The sequence below is a fragment of the Eggerthella lenta DSM 2243 genome (assembly GCF_000024265.1).
GTDB lineage: Bacteria > Actinomycetota > Coriobacteriia > Coriobacteriales > Eggerthellaceae > Eggerthella > Eggerthella lenta.
In genome coordinates, this window is the sequence record NC_013204.1 from 2,836,888 (window position 1) to 2,862,654 (window position 25,767).

The following is a 25,767-nucleotide window of genomic DNA, read 5'->3' on the forward strand; positions in this document are numbered from 1 at the left end:
TTTAACTCTAATGATATCGGAACAGGACAATGTATAAAGTTGCACTTGTGATGGCGGATAATCCTTTTGCACCCAATGGGGCGGCTGGATACATGGATCGTCTTTTCAAAAAGAAAGCCTATTTTCAGACTCTTGAGGTTGGTTTGCTTGACTTATGCCATGGGCAGGTTAATTTCACCAATGCTCAGATGCATCAGGAGAGCATTGGTGGCAGAATAAAAAGAGGCGCTAAGCAGATTCTCGGAAACACCAAACCTGGCACAATGATGGCTCTAAAAAGATCTGCATATTTTCGCGCCAGACACGCAGTTGAAATGTTTGCATGCTTGGAAGATGCTCCGGAAGCCGTCATTTTCAATGACGTTTGGACGCACGATGTGTTTATCCAACAACACCCGGATTACACGGGTGCGAAGATCCAGATAATGCACAACAATGGCGAGTTTGGGAAAATGCTATTGGAAGCCTATCCGCATGTTGATCGCAAGTGGCTTGCATCTCTCGAGGCTAAAATAATTGAAAGCAGCGACAAGATTGTTTTCGTTGGCAAAAAGAACAGAGAGCGGTTCATTGAAATCCATCCGGAAGCAAGTGAAAAAGCAGTTCATGTTCATTTAGGCATAGAGCCATTGGAAGACATCGATGAACCAAGAGAGGTAAATCATAACGATGTTTTTACGTTTGTGTCTGTCGGGACAGTATGCACTAGAAAAAATCAAAGGGTCTTGCTTGAAATAGCCAGATCGAAAGAGATCATCAAGCCAATTAGGTTCATTGTTGTTGGAGGCGGCCCCGATTTGCCATTTTGTGAAAAGCTGGTTGAAAAATATAGTCTTTCTGATTGTGTCGAATTTGTCGGGCCTTCTAACGATGTCGCAAGCTATCTGTCGCAAGCGGATGCTTTTATTTCGACTAGCTATGACGAGGGGTTGCCAACTGTCGCCCTCGAGGCGATGTCATGCTCTTTGCCTCTGGTGCTGACGGATGTAGGCGGTTGTTCCGAGCTGATTAAGGGAAACGGCGTACTTGTTTCCGGATGCAGTCCTGCAGATATTGTTGCAGGAATAAATACATTTCTCGATAGCTTTTCCAGGGGAGAGATTTCAGGAGAAGCTTCTTTGGAATTGTTTCAAAAGCACTATCGAACAGAATCCATGTGCGATGAATATGCAGGCTTGATCAAGGGTCTCATCGAGCCTCATCGCCAACCTAATACGTAGGATAGGGTCGATGACAGGAAAAAACAATGATTCTTCGTCGGGAACAAAACTGTTCCTGACGAATCTATTGTCGCAGTACGGTTTACAGCTGGCGAAGTACATTATCCCTTTGCTAACGCTGCCATACCTGGCTCGCGTCTTGTCTTTGGATGGTTATGGAATTCGCTCATATGTTCTATCTGCCATGACATTGATGAGCGTTATTCTGGAGTTTGGCTTTATGCAATCAGCAACAAAAAAAATTGCTGAAAACAGGGAAGACAAAAGACAAGCGGGTCTGATAACCGGAGCGGTACTTGAGGCGAAGGTTATTCTGATCATGCTGGCAGGTGTTTTCCTTTGTATTTTGACACTTGCGATTCCTTTGCTTAACGAAAATAAGCTCTATGTTGCTATATCGTATGTTGCTATTTCCTTAAACAGTCTTCTGCCGGATTTTGTTTTTATGGGCTATGAAACAATGGGGATTCTTACCTCTCGATACGTCGTGTCCAAGGGAATTGGCCTTATTCTGACTTTTGCGCTCGTCCATTCTGAATCCGATTTGCTACTCGTGCCTTTGATCGATGTTGGTACTTCTGTAATAGCTTTAATCCAAACCTATTTTGGTTTAAAGCGAATCACGGGTGTGCGGATTTCTTTTCCATGCATAGGAGCGGGCGTACAAGAATTGAAGGAATCAGCCGCTTATTTTGTTTCAAATTTTTCATCGACGCTGTTCAACAGTTACACCACCATGGCAATAGGCATTTTCTTCAAGAATCCTGCAGACGTTGCCTTATGGAGCCTGTCCATGACTGTGGTATCCACGATTCAAGCGCTGTACTCTCCAATTTACAACAGCTTGTATGCCTATATGGTTGCCAGAAAAAGGCTCTTGCTGTTCAAAAGGGTGGTACATGCTGGCTTAATTGGAGCTACAACACTGTCGGTTTTAGTCGTAGTGTTTTCTGAGCTCCTCATGCGCATTTTGGGAGGGGAAGGGTATGCGCATGGTTCTTATCTGATCTCCATGATGGCTCCTGTCATTTGGCTCTCTTTCTTCTCTTTGGTTTTCGGATGGCCCTTGCTGGGCGCCTTCGGTTTTACGAAGCACGTTACATACACGACGATCGCTTCGGGCATATTGAGCGTATTTGCCATAACTGCCGTGGGGCTTAGCGGCTATGGAACCCTTGCAACAATGGCCGTTGTCCGCTGTCTAACCGAGGCGCTGCTGTGTTGCTCACGGGTGGGGATCGCATACGTGAAAAGAGGGGACATGGTAAGGATGTCCGCAGCTTGCAAGAGTGCTGGAGAGGATTGATTAACAACATGGAAATGATGACTTCGAACGAGTTAAAGAATTCATTAGTGGAGCTTCTTTGCGATTTCGATTTATTCGCGAGGAAGAATAACCTTCGATATTCGCTTGCATACGGTACGTTGCTCGGATCGATCCGGCACCAAGGCTTCATACCGTGGGATGATGATATTGATTTATGGATGCCCCGGCCGGATTTCGAACGCATGCTGAGCATTCCGTACGTCGGAGAGGTCGACGTATGCCTCAAGAGCCACCTTAATGGAAGATTCTTGTTTCCATACGCAAAATTGACAAGAGCGGATGTTGAGATCGACGACCCTTTTTGGAACAGCTGCGGGAAGCAGAACTTATTCATAGACATATTTCCGTTGGATGGACTGCCGGACGATCCGTCTTCTGTCGAGCATCTTTACCGAGAGGCGCTGAAAATAAAAAACGACATTGCGAAAAGCGATGTTGGTATCGGTTTCGAAAAATCAGCATTCAGAAAGATAGCGAAGCGAGCGTATATCGCTTTACGAGGAGGCAGGCGATGGCGGACGCGAAGTTACGAAAAGATGCAGTCGCTCTGGAGTGCTTATCCTTACGAAGATTCGACCACGGTGGGAATGTACGCATTTCCCACCCCAGGGCTTATAGAGATTATGGAAAAGTCGGATTTCGAAACTGCTATCTCGAAAGGTAAGTTCGAGGGGCGCGATTTTCCCATACCGGGGAACTGGGATCCTATCCTCGAGTGTCTATATGGGGATTACATGACTCCTCCCGCGCCCTCTCAAAGATCGGGTCACGGGCTAAAAGCCTACAAAGTTGCGCTAAGTCAAGTAGAGAAACAACGATAGAACTCTGAAAGCAAGTCTAAGAAGGGGCGCATTATGTTGAACAACAAGACAATCCTAATCACCGGAGGGACCGGATCTTTCGGCAACGCATTCACCCGCTACGTGCTGGAGAACTACGATCCGAAGAAGGTGATCATCTATTCGCGCGATGAGTACAAGCAGTTCGTCATGCGCAATAAATTCATTGCACTCGGCAAAGAGGCAGGAGTCGATTACGACTCCAAGCTGCGGTTCTTCATCGGCGATGTGCGCGACGAGGCTAGGCTGCGCCGTGCGTTCAAGGATGTCGACTACGTCGTCCATGCTGCAGCCCTCAAGCAGGTTCCGGCGTGCGAGTACAACCCTATGGAAGCCGTAAAGACGAACATCGACGGGGCCATGGGCATCATCAGCGCAGCGCTGGACTCGGACGTGCGGAAGGTGGTGGCGCTCTCCACCGACAAAGCCGTGAACCCCGTGAACCTCTACGGCGGCACCAAGCTCGTGTCCGACAAGCTGTTCATCGCCGCGAACGCGTATCGCGGCCAGTCCGGCACCGTCTTCTCAGTGGTCCGCTACGGCAACGTCGCCGGATCGCGCGGATCGGTCATCCCGTTCTTCGACAACCTCGCCAAGTCGGGCGCGACCGAGCTGCCCATCACCGACATGCGCATGACGCGCTTCTGGATCTCGCTCGACGAGGGCATCCGGCTCGTCGTCAAGGCGCTCGAGGAGTCGGAGGGCGGCGAGACCTACATCTCGAAGATTCCGTCGTTCAGGGTGACCGACCTCGCGACGGCCATGGCCCCCGACCTCGGCCAGGTGGAGGTCGGCATCCGCGAGGGCGAGAAGCTGCACGAGTGCATGGTGCCAGAGGCCGACAGCCTGACCACCTACGAGTACGAACGGCACTTCGTCATCTACCCGCATATGGAGTGGTGCGATCTTTCCATAACGGATCTCAAGGGAGGAAAGAAGGTCGAGCCCGGCTTTGTGTACGACTCCGGGACCAACACCGAATGGCTCACGGTCGAGCAGCTTAGGGAGCTTCTGTCGAACATGGAAATCAAGTACTAGGAGGGGCGGGATGGAGAAGCTGGCCATACATGGCGGCACCCCTGCAAGCGAAAGACTGTTGGGTTACGGTCGCCAGTCGATCGACGAAGACGATGTAGCTGCGGTCGTGGACGTGCTCGGAAGCGACTTTTTGACCTGCGGACCCGCCACTGAACGCTTCGAGGGCATCATTGGGGAAACCGTCGGTGCGAGCTATGTCACCGCAGTCGCCAACGGCACTGCTGCGCTGCATGTCGCATGCCTCGCTGCAGGGATCGGCCCTGGCGACGAGGTCGTCGTGTCCCCGATTACGTTCGCCGCTTCGGCTAACTGCGTGCTTTACTGCGGTGGCACCCCTGTGTTCGCTGACATAGATTCGAGAACTTGGAATGTTTCTCCCGAGTCCATCCGTGAGCGAATCAACGAGAAAACGAAGGCCGTCATTGCGGTCGACTTCGGAGGCGTGCACGTGGACTCCGATGAGATACGCAAGATATGCGACGAATTCGACCTCCTGTTCATCGAGGATGCTGCGCACTCCATAGGCACCGCATATAACGGAAAGCCGGTCGGGTCAATCGCCGACATGACCACTTTCAGCTTTCATCCCGTGAAGACCGTCACCACCGGGGAGGGGGGAGCGGTTGCGACGAACGATCCGAAGCTCGCCCGGCGCATCAGCCTGTTCGCGAAGCACGGCATAACCCGCGACCCATCGCTCATGGGCCGCGCAGACGTCGGCGGTTGGTACTACGAGCAGCTCGAACTCGGCTACAACTACCGGATTAGCGACATCGAGGCGGCACTCGGCGCTTCCCAGCTGAAACGCCTCCCTGAGTTCTCACGTCGTCGACGAGATCTGGTGGCGTACTACGACCGGAAATTCGCCGAGATCCCCGAGGTGTCATCCCAGCACGATTTTACTCCTAAGGACACCACGCGCCATCTCTACGTGCTGCGCTTCGATTTAGAGGCTCTCGGATCGGACAGGCGATTCGTGTACGATGCGTTGCACGCCGAGAACATAGGAGTGAACGTGCATTACTTGCCCGTCTACCGACTTCCGTATTATGCGGGCCTCGGTTATGATCAGGAGTGCTGCTCCGAAGCCAACCGCTACTACGAGGAGGCGATAACGCTTCCTCTGCACTGTGGGCTGAGCGACGAGGATGCCTGTAATGTCGTCGAAGCCGTGCGGAAAGTGGTCGAATGGTGCAAGGCTGAGAGCGGGCGATGCCTGTGAACATCGTCGGATCGGAAGCCGGGGCTAAGGCGATGCTCCTTAAGCAATTGAACTCCCTCTTCTTCATAAGCAAGATCGAAGAGGCTGCCATAGACGGGGAGTTCGGCAGAGCGCTGGCACGGTGCCAACGCTCTTTTTCTAAGACCAGAAATAAGTATTACAGTGAAGCGAGTGCGACCAAGTTCGACCCCCTTCAGGGGTGCCAGTGGTCTCGATTCTTGTACGAACTGGCTCGCTGCATATTCGTCGAAGAAGGGGTGTCGTCAGTATGCGATAAGCTATACGCGCTCAACAAGGCCATGAGCTCCGTCGATCTATACTATCAGGTGGCGATGCCCGACATCTTCATGTTCGACCATCCATTCGGATCCGTCATGGGGCGCGCGAGCTACTCGGACTACTTCACGTTCTCTCAAGGATGCACGGTCGGGAACAACCGGGGCATCTATCCTCGGTTTGGCCAATCGGTTTTCATGTTTTCGAACAGCAAGGTCATCGGCGATTGCGAAATCGGCGACAACGTGATCATCGGCGCAAACGCCTACGTGAAGGATACGGACATCCCTGGCGGTTCTCTCGTTTTCGGGCAAAGCCCGGATCTGGTGATCAAAGAGAATAAGCTGGATTATGTGAGGAAGTATGCGGAGCAGGTGTTCTCCTATGAGTAAAGTCGCGATCATAACGGCACGGGGTGGATCCAAGAGAATACCCCGCAAGAACATCAAAGAATTCTGCGGAAGGCCCATCATCGCCTATTCGATCAAAGCTGCGCTCGAGAGCGACCTGTTCGACGAAGTCATGGTGTCCACGGATGACGAAGAGATTGCCGACGTATCGCGCGCTTATGGAGCGAGTGTGCCGTTTATGCGAAGCGCTTCTGCGAGCGACGACTATGCGACAACTACGGATGCGCTGCTTGAAGTGCTCTGCGAGTACGCGAGACGTGGAAGGGTTTTCGACACGCTATGCTGCCTGTACCCTGCTGCTCCATTTGTGAATCCTGACGAGTTGTGTGCGGCCATGAGGATGATTGACATGGGGGCAACATCGGTAATACCTGTGACCTCATTCGATTTCCCTCCTTTACGCGGTTTCAGATTTGACGAAAATGGGAGGCTTCAGTATGCATTTCCGGAATACGCCCTTAGCCGAAGCCAGGATCTCCCCGATATGGTTCATGATTGCGGACGCTTCTACTTTGCGACCGTCGAGGCTTTTGAGAAAAGCCAAGGATTCGTCACGGAAAGGACAAAGGCGATTTATATCGAAAGCAAACTTGTCCAGGACATTGACGTATTAGAAGATTGGGAATTGGCAGAGCAGAAATTTTTGACGATGATTCGGGGGAGCGAAAATGAAATTGCTTGACTCAATAAAGAATAAAGATATTTACTTCATCGCCGAGATGTCCGGCAACCACGGAGGAAAGCTTGACAATGCGATAGAAATAGTCCGGGCGGCAGCCAATGCAGGTGCGGACTGCTTGAAAATTCAAACTTTCACTGCTGATACTATTACCATCGACTGCAATGCCGGCGATTTTCAAACTATGGCGGGAGGGCTTTGGGAGGGACGAACGCTGTACGATCTTTACAATGAAGCTCATACTCCTTGGGAATGGCAGGCTGCTATCAAGGAGGAGTGCGAGAAACTTGGAATGGATTTTCTCTCTTCAGTGTTCGATCCCAGCGCAATCGACTTTCTAGATACGCTCGGTGTTGAGATGTACAAAATTGCTTCTCCGGAGCTTGTAGATATTCCTTTGATTCTCTATGCGGCATCTAAAGGTAAACCCATGATCATCTCCTGCGGCATGGGTACTGCGGAGGAGATCTGCGAAGCCGTTGAAGCTTGCAAGTCCGTCAATAACGATCAGATCGTGCTTTTGAAGTGCACTAGCGAGTATCCGGCGGATTATGAAGATATGAATATTGCAACTATTCCAGACATGAAGGCTCGATTTGGGTGCGATGTGGGGCTCTCCGATCATTCCATGGGCTGGACGGTTGACATTGCGGCAGCAGCTCTAGGAGCTTGTGTGATTGAAAAGCATTTCTGTCTCTCTCGCAAGGAGAGAACGGTCGACTCGGATTTTTCTATGGAGCCACACGAGTTTGCTGGCATGGTTAGAGACGTCCGTCTTGCTAAAGCTGCAATTGGGCGCGCTACATATGAGCGATCCGATAAGGAACTAAGAAATCTTACTGGAAGGCGCTCCCTATACGCGGTCGACTCCATTTCGAAGGGAGAACCATTCACAAAGGATAATGTTAGAAGCATCAGACCTGGGTACGGAATTGCGCCAAAGCACCTCGACAAGCTTCTCGGACGCATTTCCAAGCGCGACATCGACTTCGGTTCTCCGATCACAGAAGACGATCTGGATATATAGCAGCTGATCGGCGCTGTTGGGCTATTGACGTTTCTACGAGGAAGGCATCATGATGAAATTTCTGGTCATAGGTGGTTCAAGTTTCATTGGAGTTTACGTGGTGGACGAGTTGCTTTCGCGAGGCGCGGAGGTCGTGGCAACTGGCAGAAACGAAAGGTTCGCAACCCATTACGAGAAGCGCGGTGTTCCCTATCTGAATCTCGATATATGCGATAAAGGCTCTTTTGACGTCTTCGGCGATGACGCGTTCGATGGCGTCGTTTCGCTTGCTGCAAGAATGCCTGCAAACATTGAGAAAGATGTCAATGACGAGGATATAGCCGAATACATCACAACCAACGTTGTCGGAACAATTAACATTCTCGAATGGTGCCGCTCGCGCGGTATCCGTCGACTAGTTGATATCATTTCGCGTTTTGATTGTAGACTGTACGATCAAAACGCAGTGATTACGGAAGATACGCCCCTCAAATTCTCCTACTGCGATGACCATGCAGCTTATGTTGTAAGCAATAATGAGAAAGCCGAAATGCTCAACTATTACAATAAGCGTTATGCTATGAGGAATATCTGGCTCAGAATTCCTTCGGTTTACGGAGTTGGGCCTCATGGAACCTTTGCCAAAGACGGAGTTGTCCAGAAATCAGGTCTTCAGATTTTCATGGAAAAGGCAACCGTTGGTGAGAAAATTGTTGTTTTTGGAAATCCTTCGACTCCGAAAGACGTGCTTTACGTAAAGGACATGGCGATCGCCATTGCCGATGCCCTTGAGTCAAGTGATGGCGTCGGACTTTACAATGTTTCTTATGACAATAACTTTTCCATATTTGACCTGGCGAAAGCTACAGCAGAAGCATTCGCCGGCCCAGATGGTGAGTCGGAAGTCGTCTCCGATCCAAGCATTTCGAATAACGGCGGATTTCCGAGAATGTCGAATGAGCGGATCAAGACAGACCTCGGCTTTACTCCGAAGTACGGAGATCCTTATAGAATGATGAAAGACTATCATAACGAGCTTGAAAGAGGAGACTATGTGGGACTCTTCGCGTAAGAAGGTTTTCATAAGAACCGATGCTAACAAGGTCATCGCATCGGGGCACGTCATGCGTTGCCTGTCGATAGCTGATGCTCTTTTCGATCTCGGATTGCAGGTTGAATTCGTAATGTCGGATTCTTGTGCGTTTGAAACAATCAGGAGACGGGGCTACGATGTCAGCGCGCTAGACACTGACTGGCGAAGCATCGAAGAGGGGGCGGATTTGCTTGAGAGAAAATGCTTAGAGCTAAGTGAGCCTGCCACGATTCTCGTCGATACGTATTCGATAACGAGGCCATACGTTGATCGTCTGGCGCGCTGCGCTAAAATTTGCTATCTGGGAAGCAAGCGAGACGATCTGGGAAATCTGTCGCTTCTCGCAAACTACTCCACAGATATCGACACTGCCCGTTACGAAGAGCTGTACTTAAAACGGGGAACCGCGCTTTTGCTCGGCCCTCGCTACGCTCCTTTAAAAAAAAGATTCTCCTCTTTAGCAAAAACGCCAAGTGAGACGATCGACAGGGTGCTTCTTACGACAGGCAGCACTGATCCTCATAACTTTATTTCGGAGTTCCTTCGGGCGGTGAAAAACTCTCGTATACTGCGGAGTCTTGAATTCGAGGTTGTCGTTGGCCAGATGTTCGAATTCGAAGACGAAATTGAACATCTGGCCTCCCAAGAGGACAATATTCGACTTCATCGCAAAGTTGAAGACATGGCAGGACTTATGGCAACGGTTGACGTTGCGGTTTCGGCATGCGGCACAACCGTTTACGAACTTGCGGCGGTAGGCCTACCGGTTGTCACTTTCGCTATGGTTGACGAGCAGGTCGCAAGCGCCGAATCCTTAGCGAGGTTGGGGGTCGTGGCGTATTCGGGACTTTTCTACTCGTCAAAACAGGGGGTGCTGAATTCTGCCATTTCCAAACTTGAGGACTTGGTGGCAACTCCTGAAAAAGCTGCAGTTTTGGCAACGAAGGCCCGTAGCCTTATCGACGGCAAAGGAGCGCAAAGGATCGCCAAGGAGCTGGCCGAATTGTGATGGGGGCGACTGATCGCAAAAAGGTTCTTATCCTTGGAGGAAGCAGACTTCAAGCCCCTGCAATTGAAGTTGCGAAGAGGCTTGGCTTCTGGGTTATTTGCGCCGATTACGATCCCGATGCTGTTGGGTTCGCTCTCGCCGATCAATCAGAGCTCATCAGCACGCTCGATGCTGAGGCGGTTCTTGCGCTTGCGAAAAGGGAGCGCGTCGCTTTCGTTATCACTTCGACGAGCGATGCCCCTGTAAGGACAGCTTCTTTTGTGTCTGAGCAGCTCGATCTGCCCGTCGGCATATCCTATGCCGACTCAATATGCGCGACCCATAAAGACGCCATGCGTCGTCGTTTGGCGAAATACAATGTCCCTATTCCAGAATTTAGGGTATGCAGCAATCTCGACGAGTTCGTTGAAGCTCTGAATTATTTCGAATATCGGTGCATCATCAAGCCAGCGGACAGCGCGGCGAGCAGGGGGGTGAAACTGATAGACTCCTCTATTCGTCATGACGACCCGGAGGAGCTGTTCGAAAGGGGGATGTCTTTTTCGCGCAAAAGAACCTTAATGGTTGAGCGGTGCATTTCCGGAACCGAGGTTAGCGTCGAGGGCATGACCGTCAACGGAAAAACCCACATCCTTGCCATCACCGACAAGATGGTAACGGAGCCGCCGTACTTCGTTGAACTCGGACACTCTGAGCCAGCTCTCCTGGAAGATGCCGAAAAGGTTCGCATAGAAGATGTGGCACGAGCCGCAATCGAAGCCGTGGGAATCGTAAACGGTCCCTCTCACACCGAGATTATGATCACGGATAGCGGGCCGATGGTGATCGAAATCGCCGCACGTCTGGGAGGCGACTACATCACTTCTCGGCTCGTTCCCCTTTCGACAGGCTTCGACATGGTTGGCGCCTCCGTGGAGCTCGCATTGGGGATGCCGGTAGACTTCCCTCCGCCCAAACAGGATGGGAGTGCTGTAAGATTTATCGTTTCGGACACTGGCGTGATTTCCGATATCAAGATCGATTCTGCAATATACGATCTTCCCGGTTTCGAAGAGCTTGAATTGTACAAGAAGTCGGGGGATGCGATCTCCGAACCGCATTCGAGTAACGACCGCGTCGGTCATGTAATATGCACCGGCCCCGATGCTCTATCGGCAAGAGAGACGGCCGAGAAGGCTCTATCCATGATCCACGTCTCGCTTTCCTGAAGCGAGACGTCCCATATGTTTAGGATAAATGGCTCTTAACTCGCGACCCATTTGCAGTAGGAGCCAATCCGCTCTATGTTAAACCACCATTGACATATTCGTGCAAGTGAACCAGTTGCGGGACATGCGGGCAGCAGGTCCTCCCTTACGATGGATTTGCCTGGAAGCCATCGAAGAAAGGAAGGGCTGTGAAAAGCATCGTATCGCAATTCATGCTGCAGCTCTCGCACGAGGAGAAGCTGGAGCTGCTCGCCGACCTCAAGGCCGCGATAGCCGACGAGATCGCCGGCTTTCCGGAGGAGCCGGACGGCTACCCGCGGTGCGGGTGCCCGGCGTTCGTCAAGAAGGGGCGCGACGCCGACGGCGCCCAGAGGCGGGCGTGCAAGGGCTGCGGGCGCACGTTCCCGGCGAAGAGCGGCTCGCTGCTCGCGAACTCGAAGCTCGGCCCTTCCGTGTGGATGGCGTTCGCGGAGTGCATGGCCGACGCGTTGAGCCTGCGCGAGAGCGCCGAGCGCTGCGGCGTCTCGCTCTACACCTCGTGGTTCATGCGCATGCGGGTCTGCGAGGTCATGCGCTCCCTCCTCCTGCCCGCGCGCGCAGGCACGTTCCATGTCGACGGCACGCTGGTCAGGGACAACCTGTCGGGAAACCTCAAGAGCTCGAGCCTCGAGCTCGTGCGCGCCCCGCCGCAACGGGCGGGACGGCCGCAAGGGGGCGAAGGGCCGCAGCAAGGAGAGGATCGTCGTGGAGTGCGGGGTCAACAAGTACGGCGACTGCTTCTGCGACGCCATCGACCGCGGCTCGGCGGGCGCCGGCGCGCTCGCCCGGGACCTTTCCGCGAGGATCCCCGAAGGCTCCGCGGTGGTGAGCGACGGGCATCCCTCCTACGGCTTCGCCGCGTCCGCCTGGGAGCACAGGGTCGTGGACCCGAAGGACCCCTCGACGGGCAACATCAACATGGTCAACGCGCTCCATTCGAGGCTGAGGGAGTTTTTGGCCCCCTTCCACGGGGTGGCCACCCGCCACCTGCAGCGCTACCTGGACTGGTTCTGCTACGTCGAGCAGTTCAAGCGCGGGGACATGGATCGCAGGGAGCTGCTCTTCGAGCGCGAGGCCAAGGGGACGTACTGGACCACGAGGCGCATGACCCATCGGGAGATCGGAAGCCTCATGGTGTACTGGACAAGGCAGTATCCTTGCAATGTCAATGGTGGTTTAACATAGAGCCAATCCGAATCGGATGCGGCCGGAGCTTGGCAGCTCCGCTGGATCGACCGTCCAGCCAGCTTTTGTTCTAATATGGCTGCGACCCGTCGAGTCGCCGACCGACCGCCCCGGATGACCCTTCGCCCCTGCCTCGAAGAAGGCCCAGAGCGTGCTGCCATTGGGGATCGGGCGCCGCGGTTGCGGCTGACAGGAGCCTACCAGGGCCGGATGCGTCACGGCAATGCGGTTGCCGAGAGGATGGGGAGCGCATTGCCGTCATAGATGAGTTCCGATGCCTCGACGAAGCAAAATCTGTGCCCACCTTCACGCTCCAGCGCATTTGGGCACCGCCTTGAGGAAAGGAACGCGATGGCGGTGCTTTGCGGACCGCTCGTAAACATGATGGTCGACCAGACTCTGTCCTGCAGCAGCTCGCTTCACAGAAGATGGACAGCTCGGCTTCGCATGACGCGCCCCTTCTCGTGCTATCAAGAGTTTTCGAAGGCAAAAGGAAGCGGGAATTGGTTAAATTCGGGCCGCGTGGCCGTAGACGAAACTCGTTTCGATCTTCTTGAGCATCGCGTTGGAATACCCTGACTCAATGAGCCTGAAGGAGGATAGCGCGAAGCGGAGCCGGAACAATAGGAAGTTGTCCTTGATGCGGCCGTGTCAAGGGAAAACGTGCTCCTATTCTCGTGATGGGAGGGCTGTCTTTAAAACCTGCGGGAACGGCTTGCAAACCAGAAATCGGTTGTTCGAAAATTGCATAACCATGTTAATTTTAGAACACCGCACCTTCGATGTTCGGATTTATGATATAGTTATAAAAAACCGAACATCGAAGGATGCAGAATGGCCTTTACGCACAACCAATTCAAAGTCATATACGAACTCTGGAAGAAGCCTGGGCTCACGCAGCGCGAGATCGCGGAACGGACGGGTCTAGGTCTCGCCACGGTCAACGCCGCTTACAAAGAATGCTCCGCCGAAGAACTTATCGAGCACGGGCGCATCACTGCCAAAGGCATGGCGGCTCTCAGACCCTATGCCGTTGACAACGCGGTCATCCTGGCAGCGGGTCTCTCCTCGCGTTTCGCTCCTATCTCCTACGAGCGCCCAAAAGGGCTTTTGCGGGTACGTGGCGATATCCTTATCGAGCGCCAAATCGAGCAACTGCAAGCAGCCGGCATCAACGACATCGTTGTCGTGGTGGGTTACAAGAAAGAAGCTTTCTTCTATCTTGAGGAAAAGTACGGGGTAAAAATCGTCGTTAACCGTGCTTATGCGGAGCGCAACAACAACAGTTCGCTCATGTTGGTGAAAGAAGTCCTTGGCAATACCTACATTTGCTCGTCGGACAACTATTTCGCAGAGAACCCGTTTGAAAGCCACGTCTGGAAAGCCTACTACGCCGCTCAGTACGCCGAAGGCAAAACCGAAGAGTGGTGTTTGACCGCTGGCGCTCACGACCGCATCGTAAAGGTTGAGATTGGCGGCCAAAACGCATGGTACATGATAGGACAAGCGTACTTCGACAGGGAGTTCTCAGAGCGCTTTCGCTCCATCCTTGAAACCGAGTACGATCTTCCTCAAACGCGCGACAAGCTTTGGGAGGATCTCTATATCGAACACATCAAAGAGCTTGACATGCAGATCCGTCGCTACGAAGCTCCTATTATCCACGAGTTCGATTCGCTTAATGAGCTACGCGATTTCGATCCCATGTTCTTAGAGAACCTCGATAGTGAAATCTTCGATAACATCTGCGTGGTGCTCGGCTGCGAGAAATCAGAGATCCACGACGTTTACCCCCTCAAACAGGGCCTCACCAATCTTTCCTGTCACTTTGCGACGAACGACGGCGAGTATGTCTACCGCAATCCAGGCGTCGGAACCGAGCTCATCGTAGATCGCGAGGCGGAACTAGAGGCGCTTCAAGCCGCCAAGCTCCTTGGCCTTGACGACACGTTCGTGTTCGCCAATCCAAAGCGCGGCTGGAAGATATCGCGTTTCGTACGCGATTGCTCTAACCTCGATGCGCACAACGACGCTGAGCTCAAGATGGCAATGGAGATGGCTCGGAAGCTTCATGAGAGCAACGCGAGGGTTGCGCGATCCTTCAGCTTCTACGAAGAAGGCAAGTCCTACGAACGGAAAACGCTTGACCGTGGCCAGATCGATATTCCCGACTATTGGGACATGTCGAGCCAGGCGACAAAGCTCAACGAGCTGCTGATAAAGGATAGCGGCCGACCGGTGCTCTGCCATAACGATTTCTTCGGGTTGAACTTCCTTGTTGCGAACGACGGATCGGTCAGCCTTATCGACTGGGAATACGCCGGCATGGGCGATTACGCTAACGATTTCGGCACGTTTTCCGTATGCGAGCAGCTTACCGAAGAGGAAATGCTCCATGCCCTCACGTATTATTTCGGGCGGACTCCCACCGAACGCGAATGGTTCCATAACCTGGGGCAGGTTGGTATGGCGGGCTGGTGCTGGTACGCCTGGTCTTTGCTTAAAGAGGCAGAGGGAGAGGATGTAGGAGAGTGGGCTTACATCTACTACCGTTATGGCAAGACCTATCTTAGGCGCGCGCTTGACCTCTACGACGCTGTCGGAATGGATAAAGCAAACTGAGGCTTCGCGCTTTTACCTCGGCATCAAAAGCATCCAGGAGCACAAGAGAGAATGAGGGCACGATGAATCAGAATGTGGGGGCGCTTCTCAGAGAGCGGAAGCGGAAGTACTTTGCGAGGGGCATCGCCTTTGCCGTGGCCTCCGGCATATGCTACGGACTCTATACCGGTTTTCTGACGCTTGGGGAAACCCAAGGAGTATGGGGAGAGTGGTTCGCGGGCTCTGAATGGGGCGAGGGCAACCCGGCGTTGGGCACCTTTACAATTGTGTTCGCCCTTGCCGCTCTCGCCGCCGGAATCAATGATTTAGCCAGTGCGATTTGGTCGCTTATCGTTTGCGCGAAAAATCGACAGCTCGGGGATCTCTGGAAGACGATGAAAACGAGGCCGGGCCTCGTCATGATGCTTTGTGCGGCCATCGGCGGGCCTTTTGCCACGATAGCCTACGTTATTGCGCTCAATTCCGCTACGGCGGCAGGCAACCCCGGGGTCATCGTTCCCATCGCTGCGCTGAATTGCGCGATTGGCGCCATCCTCGGCAGGATTCTCTTCAGGCAGGATCTGAAGACCCATAAAGTCGCAGGTATCGTCATTTGCCTGTTTTCCGCTGCGTTGATTGGCGGAACAAGCTTCGCGTCGATGGGGCCCGAGGCTCTCATGGGTTGCCTTTTCGCGTTTCTTGCAGCTTTCGGATGGGGTTTCGAAGGCTGCGTTGCAGGCTTCGGCACCATCCTTATCGATTATCGCATCGGCATTGCCATTAGGCAGATGACGGCGGGGATCTTGGAACTGTTCGTCGTGTTTCCCGTGCTCGCCGCTATTGGTGGCGGACTCGGCAGCGCGTTCGAGCTGGCGGGAGCCGCCTTCGCAAGTCCGGCGCTCGTGTTTTTCGTCATCTCCGGCTTTTTCGCCATGCCTGCGTTCTCCTTCTGGTACAAAGGCAACTCCATGTGCGGGACGGCGCTCGGCATGGCCTGCAATGGCATGTATGCATTCTGGGGGCCCTTCTTCATCTGGATCATCATGGGAGTGCTCAACATCGGCGGAATGTCTGCCGACTACCCCCCTCTTTCGGTCGTTCAATGGATAGGGGCGCTCATGATGGTCGCCGGCATCTTCTGCATAGCCGTCAGCCCCGCGAAATTTTTCAACGGCAGCAAGAAAGGCGAGTGATTGACATGGGCGACAGCTTGATTCCACTGCATTATGCCATCTTGAAGCACTTCATGGACGGCGAAGCCGACTGCGCCGACGGGGTGGTGCGAGCGCTCGAAGGGGACTATCGAGGATACAAGCTTCTGAATCGCGCCGACGTGGAAGAGACGCTTGCGACGGCGAAAGAGAACGGACTGCTCGACGAGGCCGGCTACGATTTGAGCGAGGAAGGGTATTTGAGAATACGCTATCGAATCAATAGCTTCGGCGAAGACATGATGGGCCGGTATATCGCGAAATGAAAAAGCGACCTTGAACGCAGACAAGATTCTCTCTTTGTTGCGCGCTCCCAGGATTCGCCAAATGATATTTCGAGGCTATTCGATTTTGTTTTTGAAAAACACGGCATCAAGCCGTCGGATTCGAAGTGCTTCTCAGGATTCCCCGCTCGCGGGGAATCCTATTTCATGAGCTCCGTTGCGAGCTTGAAAATAATACGCTCGTCCACATCGATATCGAATTTCCTCGCGAACATCATTTCTGAAGCAGAAAGCTCCTCGTAATCTCCGATGGTCCAAGTGTATGGTCCACCCTTTTCCCAATCGATGAGCCGCATGGATCTCTCCATTGGCCGCTCAAGATGCACTCCCGAAAGGAAAAGATTCTCCCTCCATGCTGAATTCCAAACGAAAGTTTGTAAAAAAACCTCGTCTGCACAGTTGGAATAGCGGCACATTCGCATTATCTCCTCCGAATGGTTCACAACATCACAAGCCAGCCCGTCGGGAATGCTAAACCACTGTGACCCCTTTTTAATCTCGATCCCAGCTGGAATTCTATCGATCCTCAAAAAGCCTTGCAGCTTTTCCAACGCAACATCCAAAGCGAACTTCGCATTCTCTGACAACGACCGATGCCTTCCCCTCCTTCCTACGAATGGGTGATAGAGAGCCACTCGGTCTCGTTCCGCTTTGCTAACAAAGTTGTCAAACGCGAGGAATATTTCGCCGGCATGAACATCGAAAAAGCTATGAATTAGCTCTTGCGTATACAGGGGGAGATCGGCTCCCGAAAGCAGATGATAGAACTCATAAGCTTGCTTGTTCACTGCGGCTGTCAGCAATTTCAGCTCGCACGCAACCAGCGAAGAGTGCCCCCATCTTACAGCGTCTCTTTCAACAAAAAACAGGTTCGAGTGGCAAACCTGTTCGGAAAAGGCGCTGAGATCTATGGCGAGACGGGAGTCGAGATGCAAGTAAATATCATTCCGGGGATCATCGAGCAAGCTAAGTAGGATTTCAAGCTGACGAGGCTTGTCGTGTGCCATGATCAGATACGCATGCTTATGTTCAGCCGCCTCACACGTCATCTTCTCACCCCATTCATTTTTATTTCGCGATGGTGTCTTTTGCGCCATCGCCCGATATAGGAGCTTTGATCGAGCTCCTATTCCTATACTGTAATCTGGTCGGATTCATTGCAAGCGTAACTACGCCGCTATCGTCTTCCGATCTTTCGCCATGCACCCGAATGTCGAACGAAGCGCATGAGACCTAACCCCTGCATCACGATAATCGCAACAAGACATGCGCCAGACATCAGCTGCCAGCAACTTGGCTGCAACACAGCTACTGCGGATTGCATAGCCAACGCTGCGAGAGTTGCGATAAGCGTCGGCCACCCCACTTCGATGTGGATGTACTTTCTTGAATCTATGGCTCGTACGACAAAAACAAGAGCTTGGCTTACCGCCGAAGCAACACACGCACCGCTTATCCCCAACACCGGGATAAGCGCAGGTGTGAGCGCAATGCAGGAAGCTGCGCCAACTATTGTTGTCTTCATAATGTAGCTAGTGTGCATGGTGGTGGTATATACCGTTCCGAAAAAAGAATTGAACACGTTCATGAGATTGGCTATGAGAAGCACAGACATCATTGGCCATGCTTCGTAGAATTCGCCTTGCAGGAACAGCATGGACACCCAGGGCGCAAGAAACGAAATAAGCGAGCAGAGTACGGATATAAAAGCCTGCAGCACTCGAAAAACCGATGAGAAAAACCTGTCGAGCCCTTCTTTTCCGGATTCCTGAAAGGCAGAGAGCTGCCATGCTTGCAAGAAAACAGAGTATGCTGTGTTAAGAAGTCCTGGAATCTTACCTGCTGCAGCGAATAGGCCCGATGCCGCAATGCCAATCATACCTGTAATGAAAAAGCGATTTATACTCGTTCCAACCCACCAAAACAGCGAGTTGGGAATAAGCGGCAGCGCGTAGCGTAACATCGGGACGCAAAGCTCTTTAATTTGTTTTGCAATATCGTCTTTTGCGAATACCTTGCGCATACCCTCAAGCACCCGTGCCCCTATGCGTCCAACCGTGAGGTAGACACAGGTAGCGACCAATGGTCCTACTGACACTGAGATAAAGTAGCCGGCAACCGTCATGCCGCAACCGCCAATAAGGACGAATGCAGAGACACCTGTTATCATCGATGAAATCCCAGAGCAGATGGGTATGAGTTTTATTTCGCCCATGCCGCGAGCGACCTCTGAGCATAATTGCAGAAATGCGCTTGACGAATAAGCAAAGAGAAAAAACACCTTATGCTTCCCTAGTCCGCCAAATACGTCCAAATCGAGAGCGGGTGTTAACATTGCAACAATGAGAATCGACAGAAGCGTTACAACAAACCCGATGAAGGCATATTCCGATTTCCTAGAGTCGTCCTCGATGATAAAGCGCACAGCAGCATCTGCGACTGCAAGCGTGGCAAGCGGCGTAACGAGCGAAATGACCGTTAACGACATGTCCGTGATGCCATACTCGCCTGCACTCATATAGTATGTGTAGAGTGGGACGAGCAGGAATGTCATCAATCTGGTCGCAACGGCATTCGCTGCAAACAACGCAGTATTGACTGCAAGGTTCTTATACCCGCTCATGCTGATCTATCTCGCATGGTTAAATCTCAAGAGAGAGCCGTCTCGTGATTGCCATCGGGGCTTTTCAGTAGATAGTCATCCAGCGCTCGAAAATGACGAAGGGCTTCCTTTGCGAAAGTGCTGACGCAAAGAGGTTCAGATTCAAGAATCCTTTCGCATGGCGTCATGTCAGCAGGATCTATGCTGGCGATATCCAATACGTTTCCCCTATCAAATCCTATATCCGCCATAACATAAGCGGCTTTCTTGCTGTACGGAACTGATAAAACCTTGGCACCAGAAGCAAGACCCAGCACCATGGCGTGGAATCTTGTCGCTACAACAACTTCGCTTTTAGAGATCTCATCAAGGACGGGCGCGGCATCTCCTCGGTATAGCAGTACTTCGATGCTCGAGCCAAGCTGATTCACTTTCTCCGCAACACGCTCTACAGCATTTTCATCGCCTTCCGCCTTGCAGAAAGAACTTACTACAACTCTATATCCATTTTTCGCGAACCAATGCGAAGCATTGGCTATCCAGGTCTCGTACGCGCTGGCGTAGCTTGCTAGCGATTCGGTCTGCCCCTTTGTCTTCAGGTCGATTACAGATAGCAAAGCCTGCTTCTGCTTGGGCCCGTCAAGGAAAGGAGTCGCAAAAAGAATATCCGGAGCAAATCTTACGTTTTTCAAATCAGAGAAGAGGCCCGATGATTTTTGGTCTCGGAAGCAAACGTCATTGCATCTCGAAAAGATATCGTGAAAACCTTTAAGGAACCTATTCGATCGGTAAGGCCCGAAATTTGCGCCAAGTATGAAAGTATTCATGCTAGCCCCGTATAGCCTAGCCCTGTCCTTAACCGCGCAAACGCTGGAGATCAAGCCTCTTATGGTCGATGCACTTGGTTGGATAAATATGGAGCCGCCGATTACGACGAGGCACTTTTGCTTTGAAAGAACAGTTTCTCTTTCACGCAGCAATCGACGCGCACGAGCAAATCTGCCGATCGCTCCTAATCTCCTGCAATCGCTTGTCCCCAGCTCGATCACCTTTAAATTATCATATTGCATCTCGAGAATGCGCTCTTCTCGAGATGCAAGCATGATGAATTGAGTGTTCGGATAGCGCTTAAGTAACGCATGGAGGAGCAAATCGTCACCAAGATTTGTCGCAGAGTAAAAGTCGACAAGGATACTGTTATTCGAAGTGGTTTGCATAACGCTGCCTTTCATAACGCCGCCAATCATCCGACAGTCTCTCTTTATGGCGGCCGCGAAGGTAGTTGGTTAACATCCGAAACGTGCGAGTATTCGATATTGACCTCGCCCTAAGTTTCGCCAGCGCTTGATTCTGTTCGATCGATTCTTCTTTAAAAAGCAGCGCTGAACATCGATGCCTCACTCCAAAAAGCTCGATGCGCGAAATATCACGTCCCCTGTCTCTACCCACTATTAACCTGCAATATTTTCTTAAGAGCTCGCGATGCCGCCGATTCGAGGCAAAACAATCTGCAGTGTTCGCTCTTGAGCAGGGCTAGTTCCGCTCTCTTGTCGAGGCGAATCCCCTTCATCGCGCCATGAAGCGCATATCTTTTTTTGAAGAAATCTGACCGCGACAGGGTATTGAGTTTTTCGTAATCCCGCTTTTCTGCTAAATATTTAGCATAATTAAGAATGCTGTTTAGGCTTTTTTTGGCAAGCCCCTGCAAGAGGCCTTCGCAGCCGTATTCGTTTTCCCATTTCTCTGCATATGTATCGGCGACAGTCATGGCATTTACGATATCTTTATAATATGAATTCTGATAGGCGGCATTCGTTGTGCTCTTCGGATTGGGTCTGTAGAAATAGAGGGGATCCTCAATTTCGCAGAACGTTTTTGCCGAATCGTATATTGCCAATGTCTGCAGAAAGTCTTCTGAAAGCATCATGCCCTTGTAGGAAGAGTAATCGGCATTCAGGCAAGCGCACTCGCGCTTCACCGCTTTACGCCACATCGAGTTGTAGTTCCATGTTGTACAGAGAGACCTCAGCATGGAAGCCTTCTTTGGTTCAGCGTAGTTCGGTTCGTCTCTGGCTTGGCAAAGCAGGAGATCTCTTTCATTTGTAGTGTATGCCCACAGCACGATATCCGCCCCTGTCTGTCGCATGGCGAAGGCTATCGCATCGAAGGCACCGGGCAAAAAGGCGTCGTCGGCATCCGCGGACATGATATAACGGCCTTTCGATACGGCAAATCCTTCTACACGGGCAATAAGCGGACCTTGATTCTCTTTGTGCACAACCTTTACCATCGATGGATGCTTGGCGGCATAAGCGTCGCAAATCGCCCCACTCGAATCCGTCGACCCATCGTCGACAAGAACGACCTCGATGTCCTCTCGTCCTTGGGCGAGAATCGAGTTGACGCATTGATCGATATGTAGTTGAGCATTGTAAACAGGAACGACTACGGAAAAGGTCGGATTCGTCTTCGATGATAAAGCTTCATTCAAGCAGGAAACGTCAGAACTGCGCATCATTGCCTCCGTTAAAAACCAATTGCGGAGTTGACGAGGTAGGGGATAGTCTCCGCCGCGCCAGAAATCGCATACGTATACAACCAGTATGCTGCGCAGTAAACGATCAAAAATGCCGCCAAACCGAGCTTTCCTACTCCGCTCTTCGCGTTCGCTAAGACAATCGGAACGTAGAGTATGGCCACACTTGCGAAGTAATATCCTATCCTTCCGCTTTGCACGTTAGCGGATGCAAGCTGCGAGAGCACCACATCAAAGCAAAGCATTCCAATGAAGAGCGAAACCAGCCTGCTCTCACCCCCGTTCTTCCAATAGTAGATAAGCAGGGCAAGCAAAGGAAGGCGCAACACAATCTGCATAGGGAGCACATGGACGTCTCCCAAATATCCGGCATATCTTCCGAAGCCGATTGCTATAAGTAGATTGCTCGCTATAGGGATAGCGAAAAACGTTAAGATGGCGACAAGTCCCACGATGACGGTTCTCTTGATCGGGTCATTGCCGTTGGAGAGATAGACGCTCAAGGCGAGAATGCCAAAGCCAAGCAGAGCCGATGCGTGAAACAGGGTTGCCATTGCTACAAAAACAGCGTACTTCAATCGCCTGCCCTCGAAAAGATAGTGCAGTGCAAACAAAAGGATGGCGATAGCTATCCATTGCCTCATCAGGTTGAGCGTAGAATTGAAGTACATGAAGTAATAGACCGCCATGCCTAACCAAAGAGGAATGTCATGACGTACTTTGAGCAACCCAAGATAAATCGGAACGATCGTCGCTGCCTGTATGACGAATAGCAGGGCAGGCAGCGAGTGCGTAACACTCGAAACTATCCAGACGAGAAACGAAAAACCTATCTCATAGTCGGAGGGATGAATATACCTCCAAACGCCCCACCATTGCGACGCTTGGTAATCCGCGAAAGACACGCTTCCGTTCGCCAAGTCAAAAAGGGGCTGAACGTAAACCTGCACGTCCGTGCCTATCATGGGAGATCTCATGCCAGCTAGACAACAAGGAATGAGCAAGGAGACGACGGACCAGGACACGAAGCCGACACCTTTCCTATTCCACTTTTGAATGACTGCAATGATGGATAGCGATGCGGCGAACGAGAAGAGATAGGGGGCCATATCAGCGTTCTCTCTGCTTGTCGCGAACGTTCGTGATTTTTGTTTGCGTCATCAATTGATAGCTCCTCTTCATTGGCGCCGTTTTTCGGGAAGCACGCTATCGCGATTTCGGTTGTCTTTTCAGACGGTAAGCTTGCAATAGAGCCTGGTGCAAGAACAAGCGCTCGGATTGCTTTGGGGCTACCGAACGAGCATTCTTCTATTGCTCAATGCGCGTTCCAAGCACTTTCGCAGGCACGCCTCCCGCTATCGAATAAGGAGGTAGATTTTTGGTGACGACAGTTCCTGCTGCCAAAATGCAACCATCGCCCACATTTACGCCCGGCATAATCATTACTCGCCGGCCAATCCAGACATCATTGCCAATCGTGATCGGCTTAGGCAATGTTCTTCCTTGTTGATTCATCGGAATATCGATACGACCTGTTTCGTGATTGCTCGTGTAGAAAACGCATTCAGGAGCCATCATGACATCGTTACCAATGTATATCTCTCCATGCAGCTCGCAATCGACGCCGATACCTGAGCGATCGCCGATAACGATAAGCGATCCGAACGTAGCGCCTCGCTCAATGTTCACGTCCTCGCCAACCGAAGCGCATATTCTGCGGGCAAAGAAGCCTCGCATCCTTCGAGAAAACTTCGAATACGTACTTTGCGGCAGCAGCTTCGCCGATGCTGCATACGCAATTCTCCACATGATCCGACTTCGACCACCCATGCGATCACCTCCCGAACGAAGATTTGGCTGCTTGTGCATCAAGCAAAACGCTCGCGATGTCTTGCTCTGCGGATGAAGTTCTGCGTCTTGGTCGGAGTCGCACAATCAGAACCGTACGCCTCTTCACGGTACCGCCCCATCTTCTTTGGCACCGGGTATCGTCTGCTCTCTAATGCTGTTCCCTTCACCAGAAGCAACCATGATGAGGGGCTTGCGTGATCCGCATCATGCACATGCACCAATCCCAAACCGTCCGTTTCGAATCTCTTATGAATCGCCCCCGGACTCTCTTAGCCACGCAACTCCATGAAAAGAATCAGCCTGTCTGGTCGGCGTCATGTAGTCATTGCCGTACATTGCCTTAAGATAGGAGTCGGAATTCCCGGGAACGGGGAAAGACCGTGATTCGAAGGCTTCCAACCTGCATGGAAACACCCAGTTTCTCGGTATGATGTAATCCGCATCGTACGGACAAGCTAAAAAATCGCCGTCGCTTCGAGATCCTAATTGGACCAGTTTCTCAACGAGCTCATGGCATCTTTGCGGACCGACGCCATGGAACATGATTCGGGTGACGAGGCCTGCGAACTTCGACACCTTGCCCAACGGGGCAGATCCATCCCTTACGTAGGCGCTGCAATACGCCTTGTTCGCGAAGTTCGCCAGCTTGAGCCTCGCTCTCGTAGGCCAACCGCTTCGCGCGAAAGCGTCAACAGGGAAGAAATCGATGAAAACTCCCATGTCTCTTACCGGCAGGTTCTTTGGTTCGACGAGGGAAGTGCGGCAATCGACCATCTTGGCGTACGGATGCCGGTAATCAGGAGGATTGAAGGGGCGTAGAACGCGATATCTGTCGTTTGTGTTTTGCTCAATGGCGCTGAAGAGTCTCTCGCAATCCTCCCTTTTTATGGCGACGTCGATGTCGTCGTCCCAGGGAATGAAGCCGCCATGCCGAACCGCTCCAAGCGCGCTTCCGTAGAACAGGCAGTACTCGATACCCTCCTCCACGCAAACGCTATCAAGAAACTCAAGCATGGAGAACTCGATGGCTTGGATCTCTTGAAGGGACAGCTTTGCTGTCTCATCCATGAAGCACCTCTTTGTACAAACCAAGCAACGCGTCGACTGAGTTTTCGACCGAGTAGCCCTTTTTTACGGTTTCGAATCCCTGTATTGCGAGCCTCTTGCGCAACACAGGGTCCTGCACGAGCAAAGCCAGGCATGTGCGGAGCGATTCGGGATCCCCCGGTTCGCAAAGCATCCCGTTTCGTCCGTGGTGTATGACTTCTGGGACGGATCCGCAATCGGAAGCGACCGAAGCGACGCCGGCTCCCATGGCTTCGAGAAGGGATATGGGAAGAACCTCTCGCTTTGAAGGAAGGGCAAACACGTCGGCCTCGACCAGCAGATCCCTCTTCTTTTCCGAATCCACCCATCCCACGAAGCTGCAATTTACGCCTTCCCGTCGAGCCAGAAGCTGGTATCTCTGAGTCTCCTCGTCGCTTCCCGATCCGGCCAGCACGAGTTCGATTACGGCGCCGTTTCGAACGAGGGCTCCCGTGGCTTCTATCAGCGTACCGACGCCCTTTTCCTCCTCCAGCCTGCCTAAGAACAAGATGTTGCAGCAGGATCTTTCATCGTGATCGGGCTTTGCGCTCGGATCGCCCAATGGAACGCCGTTCGGGATCACGTGGACGATCGAGCGTTTGATGTCCAGCTCGTCGCAGATCAGGTCCTTCCACTTCGAGGAAAGGACGATCAGAGCATCCGCGAGCGACAGGAACTTCTTAATCTCGTTTTTCGATCCCGAATCGCCTTCAAGGATTGCCCGCTCCATTGCGCTCGAATGGGAATGAAGAATCACTTTCTTACCCATGTTCTTAGCACGTCGGACGAATAGAGCTTTGCGGGTCATGCTTACGCCGTACGAAAAATGAATATGAACCAGATCGCAGTCCTTCGCCTCTCTGGAGAACACAAACAGGGTGCTCAGTCCGCAGGCCAACTTGCGTGCTTTGCATCCCTCCTCGGTCGTCGCGAGATAGCGAACATTGCACCTTCTGTCCAGGCCTCCGTTTAAAAGCGTGGAAGCGCACGATGCCATACCCCCATGCGATTCTAGACTGGGGCCGAGCATAACGACGGAGGGCCT

Annotated in this window: 22 protein-coding genes and 2 pseudogenes; 16 read left to right on the forward strand and 8 right to left on the reverse strand. The window is 52.1% G+C overall.

All coding sequences use genetic code 11. The annotated features are described in order from the left end of the window. Positions 1 to 29: 29 nt before the first annotated feature. From ELEN_RS15965 to ELEN_RS12205, 16 genes and pseudogenes are all read left to right on the forward strand, one after another. A complete protein-coding gene (locus ELEN_RS15965) occupies positions 30 to 1,220 on the forward strand; it encodes a glycosyltransferase (protein WP_015761161.1) in 1,191 nt (396 codons plus the stop codon). Positions 1,221 to 1,230: 10 nt separating this feature from the next. After that, positions 1,231 to 2,526, forward strand: coding sequence for an oligosaccharide flippase family protein (locus tag ELEN_RS12140; protein WP_015761162.1), 1,296 nt, complete (start codon positions 1,231 to 1,233; stop codon positions 2,524 to 2,526). Between the two features lie 8 nt (positions 2,527 to 2,534). Continuing rightward, positions 2,535 to 3,368 carry a LicD family protein gene (locus ELEN_RS12145; RefSeq protein WP_015761163.1) on the forward strand — a complete coding sequence of 278 codons (834 nt, stop codon included), beginning with the start codon at positions 2,535 to 2,537 and terminating at the stop codon, positions 3,366 to 3,368. Positions 3,369 to 3,401: 33 nt separating this feature from the next. Beyond that, the gene (pseB, locus tag ELEN_RS12150) at positions 3,402 to 4,424 is read left to right on the forward strand and encodes a UDP-N-acetylglucosamine 4,6-dehydratase (inverting) (protein ID WP_015761164.1); all 1,023 of its coding nucleotides are present in this window, start codon (positions 3,402 to 3,404) and stop codon (positions 4,422 to 4,424) included. Positions 4,425 to 4,434: 10 nt separating this feature from the next. Continuing rightward, entirely contained in the window at positions 4,435 to 5,646 is a 1,212-nt protein-coding gene (gene pseC / locus ELEN_RS12155) for a UDP-4-amino-4,6-dideoxy-N-acetyl-beta-L-altrosamine transaminase (RefSeq protein WP_015761165.1), read from the forward strand. Further along, positions 5,637 to 6,314: an LbetaH domain-containing protein gene (locus ELEN_RS12160; RefSeq protein WP_015761166.1), complete on the forward strand. Its 678-nt coding sequence runs from the start codon at positions 5,637 to 5,639 to the stop codon at positions 6,312 to 6,314. The genes pseC and ELEN_RS12160 overlap by 10 nt, the downstream gene beginning before the upstream one ends. Further along, the gene (gene pseF, locus ELEN_RS12165) at positions 6,307 to 7,014 is read left to right on the forward strand and encodes a pseudaminic acid cytidylyltransferase (protein ID WP_015761167.1); all 708 of its coding nucleotides are present in this window, start codon (positions 6,307 to 6,309) and stop codon (positions 7,012 to 7,014) included. The genes ELEN_RS12160 and pseF overlap by 8 nt, the downstream gene beginning before the upstream one ends. After that, complete coding sequence (gene pseI / locus ELEN_RS12170; RefSeq protein ID WP_015761168.1) at positions 7,001 to 8,038, forward strand: pseudaminic acid synthase; 1,038 nt, start codon at positions 7,001 to 7,003, stop codon at positions 8,036 to 8,038. The genes pseF and pseI overlap by 14 nt, the downstream gene beginning before the upstream one ends. 49 nt (positions 8,039 to 8,087) lie before the next feature. After that, positions 8,088 to 9,089 (forward strand): NAD-dependent epimerase/dehydratase family protein, encoded by a 1,002-nt coding sequence (locus tag ELEN_RS12175; RefSeq protein ID WP_114518486.1) that lies wholly within the window; start codon positions 8,088 to 8,090, stop codon positions 9,087 to 9,089. Next, the gene (gene pseG, locus ELEN_RS12180; protein WP_015761170.1) at positions 9,070 to 10,119 is read left to right on the forward strand and encodes a UDP-2,4-diacetamido-2,4,6-trideoxy-beta-L-altropyranose hydrolase; all 1,050 of its coding nucleotides are present in this window, start codon (positions 9,070 to 9,072) and stop codon (positions 10,117 to 10,119) included. The genes ELEN_RS12175 and pseG overlap by 20 nt, the downstream gene beginning before the upstream one ends. After that, entirely contained in the window at positions 10,119 to 11,327 is a 1,209-nt protein-coding gene (locus tag ELEN_RS12185; RefSeq protein WP_015761171.1) for an ATP-grasp domain-containing protein, read from the forward strand. The genes pseG and ELEN_RS12185 overlap by 1 nt, the downstream gene beginning before the upstream one ends. Before the next feature lie 212 nt (positions 11,328 to 11,539). Next, positions 11,540 to 11,719: pseudogene (locus tag ELEN_RS16720) on the forward strand (hypothetical protein); the annotation flags it as partial. A 352-nt stretch (positions 11,720 to 12,071) separates the two neighbouring features. Next, positions 12,072 to 12,551, forward strand: coding sequence for a hypothetical protein (locus tag ELEN_RS15785; RefSeq protein ID WP_049760233.1), 480 nt, complete (start codon positions 12,072 to 12,074; stop codon positions 12,549 to 12,551). Positions 12,552 to 13,385: 834 nt separating this feature from the next. Further along, the gene (locus ELEN_RS12195; RefSeq protein WP_015761172.1) at positions 13,386 to 15,173 is read left to right on the forward strand and encodes a phosphotransferase; all 1,788 of its coding nucleotides are present in this window, start codon (positions 13,386 to 13,388) and stop codon (positions 15,171 to 15,173) included. A 62-nt stretch (positions 15,174 to 15,235) separates the two neighbouring features. Beyond that, entirely contained in the window at positions 15,236 to 16,345 is a 1,110-nt protein-coding gene (locus ELEN_RS12200; RefSeq protein WP_015761173.1) for a membrane protein, read from the forward strand. 5 nt (positions 16,346 to 16,350) lie between these two features. Continuing rightward, positions 16,351 to 16,629, forward strand: coding sequence for a hypothetical protein (locus ELEN_RS12205; RefSeq protein ID WP_015761174.1), 279 nt, complete (start codon positions 16,351 to 16,353; stop codon positions 16,627 to 16,629). Positions 16,630 to 16,787: 158 nt separating this feature from the next. Here the strand turns inward: ELEN_RS12205 and ELEN_RS12210 are convergent, their stop codons facing one another. The 8 genes and pseudogenes from ELEN_RS12210 to ELEN_RS12240 all read right to left on the reverse strand — a co-directional run bounded on the left by ELEN_RS12210 (position 16,788) and on the right by ELEN_RS12240 (position 25,752). Beyond that, entirely contained in the window at positions 16,788 to 17,654 is an 867-nt protein-coding gene (locus ELEN_RS12210) for a beta-1,6-N-acetylglucosaminyltransferase (RefSeq protein WP_158539339.1), read from the reverse strand. Between the two features lie 170 nt (positions 17,655 to 17,824). Continuing rightward, positions 17,825 to 19,270: a lipopolysaccharide biosynthesis protein gene (locus ELEN_RS12215; protein ID WP_015761176.1), complete on the reverse strand. Its 1,446-nt coding sequence runs from the start codon at positions 19,268 to 19,270 to the stop codon at positions 17,825 to 17,827. Positions 19,271 to 19,296: 26 nt separating this feature from the next. Continuing rightward, a complete protein-coding gene (locus tag ELEN_RS12220) occupies positions 19,297 to 20,496 on the reverse strand; it encodes a polysaccharide pyruvyl transferase family protein (protein WP_015761177.1) in 1,200 nt (399 codons plus the stop codon). Positions 20,497 to 20,690: 194 nt separating this feature from the next. Continuing rightward, entirely contained in the window at positions 20,691 to 21,764 is a 1,074-nt protein-coding gene (locus ELEN_RS12225) for a glycosyltransferase family 2 protein (RefSeq protein WP_015761178.1), read from the reverse strand. A gap of 11 nt (positions 21,765 to 21,775) precedes the next feature. Then, the gene (locus ELEN_RS12230) at positions 21,776 to 22,894 is read right to left on the reverse strand and encodes an EpsG family protein (RefSeq protein WP_041691659.1); all 1,119 of its coding nucleotides are present in this window, start codon (positions 22,892 to 22,894) and stop codon (positions 21,776 to 21,778) included. A gap of 211 nt (positions 22,895 to 23,105) precedes the next feature. Then, positions 23,106 to 23,267: pseudogene (locus ELEN_RS16700) on the reverse strand (DapH/DapD/GlmU-related protein); the annotation flags it as partial. 615 nt (positions 23,268 to 23,882) lie between these two features. Then, positions 23,883 to 24,704 carry a LicD family protein gene (locus ELEN_RS12235; RefSeq protein WP_015761181.1) on the reverse strand — a complete coding sequence of 274 codons (822 nt, stop codon included), beginning with the start codon at positions 24,702 to 24,704 and terminating at the stop codon, positions 23,883 to 23,885. Then, positions 24,697 to 25,752, reverse strand: coding sequence for a glycosyltransferase family 4 protein (locus ELEN_RS12240; protein WP_015761182.1), 1,056 nt, complete (start codon positions 25,750 to 25,752; stop codon positions 24,697 to 24,699). Before ELEN_RS12240 ends, ELEN_RS12235 begins: the two co-directional genes overlap by 8 nt. Positions 25,753 to 25,767: the final 15 nt, after the last annotated feature.

What these genes read in the sequence shown, in the direction of transcription:
- ELEN_RS12200 (WP_015761173.1), top strand. Translation starts at nt 15,236, where the DNA reads ATGAATCAGAATGTGGGGGCGCTTCTCAGAGAGCGGAAGCGGAAGTAC.
- pseB (WP_015761164.1), top strand. Translation starts at nt 3,402, where the DNA reads ATGTTGAACAACAAGACAATCCTAATCACCGGAGGGACCGGATCTTTC.
- ELEN_RS12235 (WP_015761181.1), bottom strand. Translation starts at nt 24,704, where the DNA reads ATGGATGAGACAGCAAAGCTGTCCCTTCAAGAGATCCAAGCCATCGAG.
- pseG (WP_015761170.1), top strand. Translation starts at nt 9,070, where the DNA reads ATGTGGGACTCTTCGCGTAAGAAGGTTTTCATAAGAACCGATGCTAAC.
- pseC (WP_015761165.1), top strand. Translation starts at nt 4,435, where the DNA reads ATGGAGAAGCTGGCCATACATGGCGGCACCCCTGCAAGCGAAAGACTG.
- ELEN_RS12195 (WP_015761172.1), top strand. Translation starts at nt 13,386, where the DNA reads ATGGCCTTTACGCACAACCAATTCAAAGTCATATACGAACTCTGGAAG.
- ELEN_RS12205 (WP_015761174.1), top strand. Translation starts at nt 16,351, where the DNA reads ATGGGCGACAGCTTGATTCCACTGCATTATGCCATCTTGAAGCACTTC.
- pseF (WP_015761167.1), top strand. Translation starts at nt 6,307, where the DNA reads ATGAGTAAAGTCGCGATCATAACGGCACGGGGTGGATCCAAGAGAATA.
- ELEN_RS12185 (WP_015761171.1), top strand. Translation starts at nt 10,119, where the DNA reads ATGGGGGCGACTGATCGCAAAAAGGTTCTTATCCTTGGAGGAAGCAGA.
- ELEN_RS12240 (WP_015761182.1), bottom strand. Translation starts at nt 25,752, where the DNA reads ATGCTCGGCCCCAGTCTAGAATCGCATGGGGGTATGGCATCGTGCGCT.
- ELEN_RS12160 (WP_015761166.1), top strand. Translation starts at nt 5,637, where the DNA reads ATGCCTGTGAACATCGTCGGATCGGAAGCCGGGGCTAAGGCGATGCTC.
- ELEN_RS12175 (WP_114518486.1), top strand. Translation starts at nt 8,088, where the DNA reads ATGATGAAATTTCTGGTCATAGGTGGTTCAAGTTTCATTGGAGTTTAC.
- ELEN_RS12225 (WP_015761178.1), bottom strand. Translation starts at nt 21,764, where the DNA reads ATGCGCAGTTCTGACGTTTCCTGCTTGAATGAAGCTTTATCATCGAAG.
- ELEN_RS12220 (WP_015761177.1), bottom strand. Translation starts at nt 20,496, where the DNA reads ATGATTGGCGGCGTTATGAAAGGCAGCGTTATGCAAACCACTTCGAAT.
- ELEN_RS12230 (WP_041691659.1), bottom strand. Translation starts at nt 22,894, where the DNA reads ATGGCCCCCTATCTCTTCTCGTTCGCCGCATCGCTATCCATCATTGCA.
- ELEN_RS12215 (WP_015761176.1), bottom strand. Translation starts at nt 19,270, where the DNA reads ATGAGCGGGTATAAGAACCTTGCAGTCAATACTGCGTTGTTTGCAGCG.
- ELEN_RS12210 (WP_158539339.1), bottom strand. Translation starts at nt 17,654, where the DNA reads ATGGCACACGACAAGCCTCGTCAGCTTGAAATCCTACTTAGCTTGCTC.
- ELEN_RS15965 (WP_015761161.1), top strand. Translation starts at nt 30, where the DNA reads ATGTATAAAGTTGCACTTGTGATGGCGGATAATCCTTTTGCACCCAAT.
- ELEN_RS12145 (WP_015761163.1), top strand. Translation starts at nt 2,535, where the DNA reads ATGGAAATGATGACTTCGAACGAGTTAAAGAATTCATTAGTGGAGCTT.
- pseI (WP_015761168.1), top strand. Translation starts at nt 7,001, where the DNA reads ATGAAATTGCTTGACTCAATAAAGAATAAAGATATTTACTTCATCGCC.
- ELEN_RS12140 (WP_015761162.1), top strand. Translation starts at nt 1,231, where the DNA reads ATGACAGGAAAAAACAATGATTCTTCGTCGGGAACAAAACTGTTCCTG.